We start from the raw sequence: 12022 nt of genomic DNA, 5'->3' as shown, positions 1-12022 counted from the left end.
CAGCGCACCCGTTAGTAGCGCGACTGGATAACTACTTGCCGCACCAGCCAGTCGCGGGCTGCTTCTTCGTCGGCAAAGGTTTCGTACTCGGGCGGCAGGCTGGTGTAGTAGCGCGACGAGACTTCGCTCTGCCAATCAATATCATCGGTGGGGTTTACGAGGGCGGCGTACCGGCACTGCCCTTGCACCACGGCCCGCGGTAGCCAGTGCGTGAGTACCCACTGGTATTCTTCGGCCGTAATCGGGGCCATGCCTGTCAGGATGGCCAAGGCCTTTCCGGTACCCAGGGTGCGAATTAGGCACAGCAGGGCGTTCATAGCTTCCTGAAATTCCGGAAACGACCTAGGGCCTGGTTTCCAGCGCAGCACCGCGAAGCCCAAGGCATCGGCCCACACTTCGGCCACGGGGTTGGCAAAGTTGGCGTAGTCGGCTTTCATTGGTTCTGACTAGTTAACACAGCAGCAGGTGCACACCGTTGCTGCCGCAGATAAGGCCCGGTTAATAAATAGCTGCCCCTCGGCGGGGGTAAGTAGCTGTGTGGTTATACGGCTGAAATAACCCAATGGCCCAGGCGTTGTTAGCTATTTAAAAACCAGCTCAACGCCACCATGCCCGATACCTACCGCGGGGCAGCCCGCCACCCCTACTGCAACTTGTAGCTGCCCGGTGCCGGCCATGCACTAGCGTACATGATTTGCTCGTTAGGGTATATGCCGAAATAGCCTTCGCCCAGCGTGATGCTACGGCGCCTAAAAAAGCCATTTTAGCAGAGCCTTTTCCGGCTGTCTTTCTTTTGGCCAAGGCAACCAAACGGGCTTATTGCAAATCATTTACAGGCTACCTGCGCCCTCGCCTTAGCTGGCACTATTTAAACATTACATTGCATAAACCTGACGGGCAGTGTGTAGCTTAGGGACGCCGGTGGCAGCGCTTTTCGTTTCTGCAGCAGCTGACTATCAGGCTCTGATCCGCAAGGGCAGCGAGTGGTAGTTTTTCGCCAACACCCACTCATCTGTCCGGCTACTTACCTGCCCTACTATGTCCGCAGCGCTCTACCACCCTGCCCACTCGGATGCTTGCACGTTTTTGCCCCCAGCCACGCCCCACGCCCCACGCCGCAGGCGGCACCGGCTAAGGCAGGGGCTATCGGCGGGTTGGCGGTTGCTGGCGCTGCTCGTGCTGCTAAGCGCTGCGGCCACTACGGCCCATGCGCAAGCACCCACGCCCCCGCCCGAGTGCAGCGAAGACGAGAAGTACATCAACAACTGGTACTTCGGCTACAAGGCCGGGTTGGATTTCAACCAGGCCACCGATTCCATTCCGCCCAAGGTGCTCACCGACGGGCAAATGGTAGCTCCGGCCGGCTCGGGCGTGATGTCGGACGGCAACGGCGCCCTGCTGTTTTACAGCAACGGTGATACCGTGTGGAGCCGCAACCACAGCATTATGCCCAACGGCACTGGCTTGGGCGGCAACCGCTTAGGTACCGATGGCCCCCTGGCCATTCGCAAGCCGGGGATTGTGGCGCCGGGTGCCCCGCGCACCTACTACCTGTTCACGCAGGATGCCCAGGGCGGCCCTAAAGGCCTCAGCTACTCCGAAATTGTGATTCCGGCCGGTGGGCAGGGCGAAGTGGTTGCCGCCACCAAAAACACGCTCCTGACACGCGGCACCGCCGAAAAAATGACCGCGGTGCAGCACAAAAACGGCTGCGACATCTGGGTTATCGTGCACGGCTACGGCCCCGCCACCTCCGGCAACGAAAACCGCGGCGACGCTTTTCTGGCGTACCAGGTAACGCCGGCTGGTGTGCAGCCCAACCCCGTCGTTTCGGTGGTAGGCTCCGTGCACGCGGGGCCACAGGGGTACCGTGGGCAAATGAAAGTAACGCCCGATGGCGAGCAGCTGGCCGTAGCGCGCTACAGCGAAACCCTCGGCGACAACAGCAGCACGGTTGAGCTATTTGCGTTCGACGCGGCCACCGGGCAGGTCAGCAACCCGCGCGTGATTGACAGCGGCGTGGGTCGCTATTACGGCGTAGAGTTTTCGCCCGGCCGGAGCCGCCTCTACGCTACCGTGCTTACCCCGCCCCAACTGCTGCAGTTTGATTTGACGGCCACCAACGTGCCGGGTAGTAAGGTTTCAATTCCGTTGAAGCAAACTACCGCCGTCAACCTGGGCTCGATGCAGGCCGGCCCCGACGGCAAGATTTACGTGGCCCGCGAAAACGAAAAGGCCATTGGCTTTATTGCCTACCCTGACTCGCTGGGCGAAGCCATTGGCTACGCCGACGACAGTTTATCGCTGGGCGGGCGCCGCGGCGGCTTGGGCTTGCCCAACTTCAACCAAAGCTCGTTGCTGCGGGCCGGAATTGGCGCCCAGATTACGGCTTGCCGGCAGATATCTTTCCAGGCCAGCTTCGCTGTTCAGGCCAACAACTTGGTGTACTCCTGGGACTTTGGCGACGGCACCAAATCAAATCAGCAAAACCCTGTTCATACCTACGCTACCCCCGGCGACTACACCGTTACGCTGCGCATTACCAACGACTGTTTTTGCCGCGAAACCCGGGGTACCATTCGGGTACCCAACCTGCCCGAGCCCGGTAGTATAGCAGCCCCGCAAACTGTGTGCGCCGGAACAGCACCAGCACCTCTTACCAGCACCGCCGCGGCCACCAGCGACGCCGGCTTGCCAGTGGTGTACCAGTGGCAATCGTCGACGGACAATACCACCTTCACGGCTATTGCTGGCGCTACCGGGGCTACTTATCAGCCGCCGGCCAACCTGCCCGTTGGCACTACTTACTTCCGGCGGAGCGCGCAGCTACTGCTGCCCGATGGATCGACGAATCCGTACTGCGACCCGCGGGCTACCGCTTCGGTGGCTATTACGGTGTTGCCGGCGTTGAATGCGGGCGGTATCGGCACCAACCAAACCATTTGCGCCGGTGCTACGCCGGCTCCGCTCACGAGCACAGCGCCGGCCACGGGCGGCACGGGCACGTTTACGTACCAGTGGGAGTCGTCGTCGGATAACGGAAATACCTGGACAGCTATTCCGGGGGCCAACAACGAGACGCTTACCCTAGGTCCGCTCACGGCTACTACTTCTTTCCGCCGCCAGGTCGTTTCGGGCCCTTGCCCTGCTCCGCCCTCCAACATTGTTACCATCAACGTTTTGCCGGCCCTCTTGGCGGGCACTATCGCCGCCGATCAGGCACTTTGCGCCGGTGGCACGCCGGCTCCGCTTACCAGCACCACGCCGGCCAGCGGCGGCAACGGCACCATTGCGTATCAGTGGGAATCATCAGCGGATAACACTACCTGGGCGGCCATAGGCGGCGCTACCGGACCTACGTTTGCCCCAGGCCCACTGAACGCAACCACCTATTTCAGGCGTCAGGCGAGTTCGGGCGGCTGTGCTCCGGTGGTTTCCAACGTGGTAACTATTACTGTGGCGCCGGCCTTGGCGGCCGGTAGCATTGGCAGCAGCCAAACCGTGTGCCTAGGTGCTACGCCGGCCCCGCTCACGAGCACCCAGGCGCCTACCGGCGGCACAGGCAGCTACACGTACCAGTGGGAATCATCAGCGGACAACACCACCTGGGCGGTCATTCCCGGCGCCAACGGCGCTGAGTATGCGCCCGGCCCGCTGACGGCCACCACGTACTACCGCCGCCAGGTTACCTCGGGCCCTTGCGGCCCAGTGACTACTTCGGCTGTTACCATAACGGTGTTGCCGGCCCTAGGTCCGGGCAGCATCGCCGCCGACCAAACCATCTGTGCCGGCTCCGTTCCGGCTCCGCTTACCAGCACGGCCCCGGCCACGGGCGGTTCGGGCACGTTTACGTACCAGTGGGAGGCCTCAACCAACAACACAACCTGGTCGGCCATACCGGGCGCTAACAATGCCGACTTTGCGCCTGGCGCACTTACAACCTCTACTTACTTCCGGCGGGTGAGTTCCAACACTTGCTCCAGCACGCCTTCCAACTCGGTGTTGGTAACGGTGTTGCCAGCGTTGGTGCCCGGCAGTATTGCTGCGAGTCAAACGCTGTGCGCGGGCGCTACGCCTGCCCCGCTTACCAGCACGGCTCCGGCCACGGGCGGCGGTGGCGCCGTCACGTACCAGTGGGAGTCGTCGGCGGATAACGTGAACTGGACGGCCGTTGGCGGGGCCACCGCCGAGACGTTTGCGCCCGGGGTGCTGTCGGCCACCACGTACTTCCGCCGGCAGGCCCGCTCAGGAGCCTGCGGACCGGTGCCTTCTAATGCGGTTACCATAACCGTGCTACCCGCCGTGACGCCTGGCGCTATTGCCGCTAACCAAACCATTTGCCTAGGTGCCACCCCGGCTCCGCTTACCAGCACGGCTCCGGCCAGCGGCGGCACCGGCACGTTCACGTACCAGTGGGAATCGTCGACTGACAACAACACCTGGACGGTCATTCCGGGGGCCAACAACGAATCGCTTACCCTAGGTCCGCTCACGGCTACCACCTACTTCCGCCGCCAGGTTACCTCGGGCGGCTGCACCACCGCGCCCTCCAATACGGTTATCATCACGGTGCTGCCGCCGCTGGTAGCGGGCAGTATTGGCGCCGATCAGGAAATATGCGCCGGCACGGCTCCGGCGCAGCTCAGCAACACAAGCGGAGCGAGCGGCGGCACGGGCACCTTTGCGTACCAGTGGGAGTCGTCGGCGGATAACGTGAACTGGACGGCCGTTGGCGGGGCCACCGCCGAGACGTTTGCGCCCGGCGCGCTGTCGGCCACCACGTACTTCCGCCGCCGGGTTACTTCGGGTACGGGCAGTTGTGCTACGGCTGTTTCGAACGTGGTTACCATACGGGTGCAGCCGCTGGTAACGCCCACGGTAACCGTAGCGCAGCCGCCGGTGCAATGCCCCGGTACGCCCCTCACGTTCACGGCGGTGGCCACCAACGCGGGTGCCACGCCCACGTTCCGCTGGTTTGTCAACAACACAGCGGTGGCGACCGGCCCCACCTTTACGAGCAGCACGGTTGCCACCGGCGACGTGGTGCGCGTAGAGGTTACGCCAACCGCCGGGTTGTGCACCACGGGCCCTGCCACTGCTAGCGTTACGGTAACGCGCACGGCCACCCCGCCGCCTACCCTCGCCATTGCCGTGCAGCCGGGCGGGCCGGTTTGCCTAGGTGCGCCGCTTACCTTCAGCCTTACCAACGTAACCAACCCCGGCCCAGCCCCCGAGTACCAGTGGCAAGTAAACGGCACCGACGTACCCGGTGCTACGGGGCCGGTGTTTACCAGCACCACCCTGCGCGAAGGCCAAACCGTAACGCTGCGCCTGCGCACCACCAACGTGTGCGCCCAAGCAGTTACAGCGGTGTCCAACGGCATACCGGTGCGTATTCAGCCGCCGGTTGATGTGGATGCCGGACCCGACAAGGAGATACTGGCCGGCACCTCGGTGCGGCTCGATGGGCGTGCCGACGGCAACTACCCCGTGCGCTGGACGCCGGCCGCGGGCCTCACGTTTGTTGCCGGCGACTCGTTGCGGCCGCTGGCCTCGCCCACCGTTACCACCACCTACACGCTCTCGGCCGGGGCCGGAGGCTGCGCCGATAGCGACCAGGTAACGGTTACGGTGCGCCCGCCCATTCGCATTCCGAACGCCTTTACGCCCAACGGCGACGGGCGCGACGACACCTGGCAGATTGAGTTTATCGAACAGTTTCCGGAGAACACCGTGAGCGTGTTCAACCGCTGGGGCAACCGGGTGTTCTCGGCCAACAACTACGGCCGCTCCAACGAGTGGCGCGGCGACATCAACGGGCAGCCTGCCCCGGTGGGCACCTACTACTACGTCGTGGTCACGAAGGGTCCGCTGGGCCGCTCGTACAGCGGCTCCATTACCATTCTGTATTAACCCGCGCACCCGGCTGCCACCCGCGCAGCCGGGCTGCATTTCTCGGGCATAGGCTTCAAAAACCTTTCGGTTATGCAAAGAGCTCTACCGCTACTGCTCCTGCCGCTGCTGCTGGCCGCCGCGCCGGCTTTGGCCCAACAACAGGCGCAGTACAGCCAATACATGCAGAACAGCTACCTCCTGAACCCCGGCGCCACGGGCGTGGAGGATTACATCGATGTGAAGGGCAGCCACCGCACGCAGTGGGCCGGCCTGGAGGGTGCCCCCAAAACGTACTACCTCACGGCCAACTCCTCGCTGGGCAAGTGGCGCAGCACCAGCAAGCGCACCTTGCGCGATCGGCGCCGGCCGTTTCATGCCATCGGGGGCATTATCTACCGCGATGTAACCGGGCCTACCAGCCGCACCGGCATCTACGCCTCGTACGCCTACAACCTGGTGCTGCGCCCCGATTTGCGGGCCGCCCTAGGTGCCACGGTGGGCTTGCAGCAGTTTGCCGTCGATGGCTCGCAGCTGCAGTTCTTCGACCCCACCACCGTGGCTCCGAGCGCCTCCTCGCGCGTGCCCGATGCCAACGTAGGTTTGTGGGTGTACAGCTCGCGCTTTTACGTGGGGGTATCGGGGGCGCAGCTGCTGGGCAACCGCCTCAACTTTGCCTACGGCCCCAATCAGCTGGAGGGGGGCGCGCCGGGCAACGTGCTCAAGCGCCACTACTTCCTGACGGGCGGCGTGCGCGTGCCCCTGAGCCGCGACTGGTCGTTTGTGCCTTCGGTGCTGGTGAAAGCCGTGAACCCCTCGCCGCTTTCCGTGGACCTGAACGCCAAGGTGAAGTACCAGGATTTGCTGTGGGCCGGCGTGTCGTGGCGCGCGTTCGATGCGGTGGTGGCCATGGCAGGCCTCAGCTACGAGCAGTTTACCCTAGGTTACTCCTACGACGCCGGCCTCTCGGAGCTGGCGGGCTACCACGGGGGCAGCCACGAAATTCTGCTCGGGCTGCGCATCAAGAAGAAAGCGCAAGCAGTGTGCACCAACCGCTTCTGGTAAACATGCTTCCGCTGCTGATTTTAACCCTGGCAGCGACTTGCCTTGGCGGCCTTTTTGCCAGCGCGCGTTTCGGCTGACGCAGTGCGACGAAGTCAACGCTGGCCGGAGTTGCCCACTTCGGCCAAGGCCCTTACGCTTCGTTTTCTAAATCGTGCAGTGTGCTTTCGAGGCGTGCCAGATGGTGGCCGTACGCGTGTTTGTGGTGCCAGCGCAGGCACAGGTGCACGAGGGCCAAGCTGGCGGCCAGCGTAAGTACCAACCACGCCCAAAAGCGGTTTAGTGCCTCGGGGGGCAGCCCCGGCGCTGCGTAATACGCCACGCCTGCCAGCACCAGCCCGCAAACCACGGCCGTGAGCCACATGCCCAACTGGTAGTTTAAGCGCAGCAGCTGGCGCAGCTGGGCAATGTGCTGCGGCAGCTCAGAGCGCAAAGCCCCTAGGTGCCCGCGCATGGTCCGCAGCAGGGTCAGCTGCCGGTAGTGATACAGCAGGGTTGCAAGCTGCAAAACGCCCAGCCAACTGCCCGCCCAAGCCGCGTAGCGCCAGTCAAGCGAGAACACCCAAATCAACAAGGGTACGCCAAACAGCACCGCGCCAATGAGCTCGGCCCGGGCGTTGCGCTGCATTTGCGCCACCGGAAAGCTGAGCGTACTACCCACGGTGGCTATGGGAGTGGCCGTGTTGGGGGCAGCCACGTGCTGTTGCTGCCAGTTGCGGCTGAGGCGGTCGAGGTCCATGGTTACTGCGGGGGTAGTAGTTGACGTAGGCGTTGCAGGGCGCGGTGCATTTTCACGCGCACGTTGTTCACGGTGATGCCCAGGATGTCGGCTATTTCGTCGTCGGGACGTTCTTCGAGGCGCAGCAGCACCAGGGCTTTGTCCACATCGGAAAGCCGCTCGATTGCTGCGTAAAGTTGTTCTAGCTCGTCTGCTTCGGGGCCGCTGGCACCCGGCGAGGCTAGCTCCTGAGCGGCATCATCCAGCCCGCTGGAGGCAGGGCGGCGCTGCTCGCGGCGCAAGGCCGAAATGGCCACGTTGAGCGCAATGCGGTAGAGCCAGGTGCTGAGCTTGGCGCGGCCCTGGTACTGCGGCCAGGCCTGCCACAGCTGCAGCACCACCTCTTGGTACAAGTCGCGCTGGTCGTCGGGCGAAGCGGGGCAGTACAACCGGCACACGCGCCAAAGCATCGGCCGGTACTGGGCTACTGTTTCGACGAAATCGGGCGAGGCTACCAGCGGCATAGCGGTGAGGTTTGGCTTATTAGTCGCCCGCTGCGAAAAAACATTACACCGGCTGGCCAAAAAACCTGCGCCAGGTGCCTGCGCACGCGGCTACAAGCCGCGCACTTGCTCCACAAACACCGCGGCGCTCATCCAGCTCATCACCAACACCACCAGCACGCCGCACAGCGTAAGCCACCACGGGTGCCGGTACTCCCCCACCACGTTGCGCCGGTAAGCAGCTACCAGAATGGTAGCCAATGTAATCGGCAGAATAAACCCGTTGACGGCGCCGGCCAACACCAACAGTTTCACAGGCTTACCGATGAGCACAAACACCACCGTGGAGAGCAGAATAAACCCCATGATGACGCGGTTTTCGTGGCGTCCGATGCTGGCATGAAACGACTTCAGAAACGACACCGACGTGTAAGCTGAGCCGATAACCGACGTAATAGCCGCCGCAAACATCACCACGCCAAATAGTTTGTACCCTAGGTTGCCCGCTGCCAGCCGAAACACCGAGGCCGGCGGGTTGGCCGCATCCAGCGCCAGCCCTTTGCTGACCACACCCAACGAAGCCAAAAACAGCAGCACCCGAATAACCGACGCCACCGTAATGCCCGACACGGCGCTGGAGGTAACCTGCGGCAAGGCGGCTTGGCCCTTCACCCCGGCATCGAGCAGGCGGTGGCCGCCGGCAAAGGTGATGTAGCCGCCCACGGTACCGCCCACCAGCGTAACAATGGCCATCAGGTCGAACCGGTTAGGGGCTATGGTGCGCAGCGCCGCTTCGGCCACGGGCGGGGCCGAGGTAACGGCTACGTATACAATTACCAGAATCATCAGCAAGCCCATGAGTTGCGCGAAGCGGTCCATGGCCCGGCCGGCTTCTTTCACCAGAAAAATGCCGATGGCCAGCGCCGCCGATATAGCTGCGCCCACCTCGGCCGAGATGCCCGTGAGCACCTGCAAGCCCAGGCCCGCGCCCGCCACGTTGCCGATGTTGAAGGCCAGGCCGCCGAGTACAATCAGCACCGAAATGACGGCGCCTAGGCCGGGCAGCACGGCGTTGGCAATATCCTGCGCGCGCCGCTCCGAAACGGCAATTACGCGCCAGATATTCAGCTGCACGCCTAGGTCGATGAGGATGGACGTGAGAATGACAAAGCCAAAGCTCGCGCCCAACGACTCGGTAAACACCGTTGTTTGAGTAAGGAAACCTGGCCCCACCGCCGAGGTAGCCATCAGGAAGGCGGCACCTAGCAGCACGCCCCAGTTGTAGCGCTGCCTCATGCGGTGGCGGGGTGCTGCGCGGCCCGAACTTGTACGCCCTCTTGCTGCAATACCTGCCTGATTTGCTGCGCAAACGCCACGGCATGCGCCCCGTCGCCGTGGATGCACACGGTATCGGCTTGCATGGCCACATCCGGGCCTTGCTGGGCACGCACTTTGCCCTCCTTCACCATGCGCACTACCTGCCGAATGGCCAGTTGCGAATCGGTGATGAGCGCATCGGGTTGGCGGCGGGGCGTGAGGGTGCCGTTGGGCTGGTAGGTGCGGTCGGCAAACACCTCGTGGGCGGTGCGCAGGCCTAGCTTTTCGCCGGCCCGAATCAGCTCGCTACCGGCCAAGCCGTAGAGCACCAGCTCGGGGTTTACGCGGTACATGGCTTCGGCAATGGCTTCGGCGAGGGCGGCGTTTACGGCGGCCATGTTGTAGAGCGCACCGTGGGGCTTCAGGTGGTGCATGCGGCCGCCTTCGGCCCGTACGAACGCATCGAGTGCGCCCAACTGGTACACCACCATATCGTGCGCTTCTTCGGCCGAAACGGCCATTTCGCGGCGGCCAAAGCCTACAAGGTCGGGCAGGCCAGGGTGGGCACCAATGGCTACGTTGTGCTGCAGGGCCAGGCGCACGGTGCGCTTCATCACGGCGGGGTCGCCGGCATGAAAACCGCAGGCAATGTTAGCCGAGGTAACGAAGGGCAAGATGGCTTTGTCGGTGCCGAGGTGGTAGGCGCCGAAGCTTTCGCCTAGGTCGCAGTTCAGATCAACGGTAAAGCTTGCGCTCATGGATGCTGCAGTTTCAGGTGAATGCCCTCGCGCAGGGCGCGGACTTGTTGCTCGTGCTGCAGGTATAGCTGCTGCGCTTCGGCCAAAGTAACCTCCCGAAATCGGATTTTACCACCTAGGGGCAACTGCGCCAGCCGGGCTAAATCGGCCGTGATGATTTGGGCAATGCGCGGGTAGCCGCCGGTGGTTTGGTGGTCGGCCATCAGCACAATCGGCAAGCCGCCCGCGGGCACTTGTACCGTGCCAAACGTAACGGCACTCGAAAGCAGCTCCTGCGGATTTTCGAGCACCAATTGGGGCCCAAGCAAACGGTACCCCATGCGGTCCGACTCGGTGCTGAGGCTGTATTCCTGCTCCCACAAGTGCCCTTGGCTTTCGGCCGAAAACAGGTGGTACTCGGGGCCCGTTGTGGCGCGTATTTCGAGGCTGCTTTCGTGGCGCGGCAGCAGGGCCGGATCGGGTGCCCACGCCGCCTCGGCCCACCGCCGACCTAGGGCATCGGCATTGGTTGCCAGCACCCGCATCAACTTGGCGGCGCGGGCGTTTGGTTTGGCACACGGCACTGCATCGCCTTTGCGCAAAGCCCGGCCCTGCAGCCCGCCCAAACCGGCGCGCAGGTACGTAGAGCGACTGCCGAGCACCGGCGGCAGCGCCAACCCGCCGGCTATGGCCAGGTAGGCCCGGCTGCCCGCCCTAGGTGCTCCGAACGATAACACCGCCCCGGCACGTACCAGCACCGGCCGCCACATGCGCACCGGCTCACCATCGACGGCAGGTGACAGATCGGCGCCGGCAAGGGCAATTAGCTGGTCGGTTTCGAAGCGAATTTTGGGCCCCAGCAAGGTTAGCTCCAGGCCGGCGGTGTTTTCGGGGTTGCCCACCAGCAGGTTGGCCAGGCGCAGGGCCGTTGCATCCATGGCGCCGCTCACGATGATGCCTTGCTTTTGGTACCCCACGCGGCCTAGGTCTTGCACGGTGGTGAGCAGGCCGGGGCTGAGGATGCTAAAGCTCATGCTGCTGGAGGCGCTGGTATTCGGCGGCGGATATCGGCACAAAGCGCACCCGGTCGCCGGCTTGCAGCAGGCTGGGCACCTCGGCCTCGGGACGAAACAAGCGCAACGGCGTGCGCCCGATCAGCTGCCAACCGCCCGGCGTGGCCAGCGGGTACACCCCGGTTTGCTGGCCGGCAATGCCTACCGCGCCGGCGGGCACCAACGGGCGCGGTTGCGCTTTGCGCGGGGCGGTTAATTGCGCATCGAGCCCGCCCAGGTACGGGAAGCCCGGCGCAAACCCAATCATGTACACCAGGTATTGGGGGGCGGCGTGCAGGGCTATTACTTGCTCGGGCAGCAGGCTTAGGTGCTTGGAAAGCCAATCGAGGTCGGGGCCGTATGCACCGCCGTAGCATACGGGTATTTCCACCACGCGCGGGGCCGGCTTTTCGGTTGCAATACTGGTGCGGCGCAGCAGCTGCTCCAGTTGTTGCAGCACGGCATCGTAGGGCGTGGCGGCTTGCTGGCGCAGCCGCCACGGGTCGTAGTACACGGTTACGGTGGTAAAGGCGGGTACGTACTCTACCAACCCTACAAACGGCTGTTGCTCTAGCCGGTTGCAAAACGCCTGCACCCGCTCGTGCGTGGCGGGGCTTATGCTCTTACCGAACTCAATCACCACGGCCGCATCGCCCAGCGGGTACAGCTGTACGGCGGGTTGCGGCTCGGGAGTGGTGTGTTCATTCATCGGCCCTGCAACTTACTTTTACTTATTCCCTA

The 12022-nt window shown here is 63.5% G+C and carries 9 protein-coding genes; 2 read left to right on the top strand and 7 right to left on the bottom strand.

Going from position 1 to position 12022, the window contains the following annotated elements:
• Nucleotides 1-11 precede the first annotated feature (11 nt).
• Complete coding sequence (locus D3Y59_RS02415) at nucleotides 12-437, bottom strand: hypothetical protein (RefSeq protein ID WP_119443596.1); 426 nt, start codon at nucleotides 435-437, stop codon at nucleotides 12-14.
• A 601-nt stretch (nucleotides 438-1038) separates the two neighbouring features.
• Between D3Y59_RS02415 and D3Y59_RS02410 the strand changes: the two genes are divergently transcribed.
• A complete protein-coding gene (locus tag D3Y59_RS02410) occupies nucleotides 1039-5913 on the top strand; it encodes a T9SS type B sorting domain-containing protein (protein ID WP_119443595.1) in 4875 nt (1624 codons plus the stop codon).
• A gap of 72 nt (nucleotides 5914-5985) precedes the next feature.
• Nucleotides 5986-6957: a PorP/SprF family type IX secretion system membrane protein gene (locus D3Y59_RS02405; RefSeq protein WP_119443594.1), complete on the top strand. Its 972-nt coding sequence runs from the start codon at nucleotides 5986-5988 to the stop codon at nucleotides 6955-6957.
• 130 nt (nucleotides 6958-7087) lie between these two features.
• Here D3Y59_RS02405 and D3Y59_RS02400 read toward each other — a convergent pair whose 3' ends face one another.
• The 6 genes from D3Y59_RS02400 to pxpB all read right to left on the bottom strand — a co-directional run bounded on the left by D3Y59_RS02400 (nucleotide 7088) and on the right by pxpB (nucleotide 11990).
• Complete coding sequence (locus tag D3Y59_RS02400; protein WP_119443593.1) at nucleotides 7088-7693, bottom strand: hypothetical protein; 606 nt, start codon at nucleotides 7691-7693, stop codon at nucleotides 7088-7090.
• 2 nt (nucleotides 7694-7695) lie between these two features.
• Complete coding sequence (locus D3Y59_RS02395; RefSeq protein WP_119443592.1) at nucleotides 7696-8196, bottom strand: RNA polymerase sigma factor; 501 nt, start codon at nucleotides 8194-8196, stop codon at nucleotides 7696-7698.
• 90 nt (nucleotides 8197-8286) lie between these two features.
• Nucleotides 8287-9471 carry an NRAMP family divalent metal transporter gene (locus D3Y59_RS02390; RefSeq protein WP_119443591.1) on the bottom strand — a complete coding sequence of 395 codons (1185 nt, stop codon included), beginning with the start codon at nucleotides 9469-9471 and terminating at the stop codon, nucleotides 8287-8289.
• On the bottom strand, nucleotides 9468-10250 hold the full coding sequence (gene pxpA / locus D3Y59_RS02385; RefSeq protein ID WP_119443590.1) for a 5-oxoprolinase subunit PxpA: 783 nt from the start codon (nucleotides 10248-10250) through the stop codon (nucleotides 9468-9470). Before pxpA ends, D3Y59_RS02390 begins: the two co-directional genes overlap by 4 nt.
• Nucleotides 10247-11263, bottom strand: a complete 1017-nt coding sequence (locus D3Y59_RS02380; RefSeq protein WP_119443589.1) for a 5-oxoprolinase subunit C family protein — start codon at nucleotides 11261-11263, stop codon at nucleotides 10247-10249. Before D3Y59_RS02380 ends, pxpA begins: the two co-directional genes overlap by 4 nt.
• The gene (pxpB, locus tag D3Y59_RS02375) at nucleotides 11253-11990 is read right to left on the bottom strand and encodes a 5-oxoprolinase subunit PxpB (RefSeq protein WP_119443588.1); all 738 of its coding nucleotides are present in this window, start codon (nucleotides 11988-11990) and stop codon (nucleotides 11253-11255) included. The genes D3Y59_RS02380 and pxpB overlap by 11 nt, the downstream gene beginning before the upstream one ends.
• Between the last annotated feature and the right edge of the window lie 32 nt (nucleotides 11991-12022).

Origin of the sequence: Hymenobacter oligotrophus, from assembly GCF_003574965.1 — a bacterium.
In the GTDB taxonomy this organism is placed as follows: Bacteria; Bacteroidota; Bacteroidia; order Cytophagales; family Hymenobacteraceae; genus Solirubrum; species Solirubrum oligotrophum.
The sequence above is the reverse complement of the archived record's forward strand: the minus strand, read 5'-3'. Positions and strand labels throughout refer to the sequence as shown.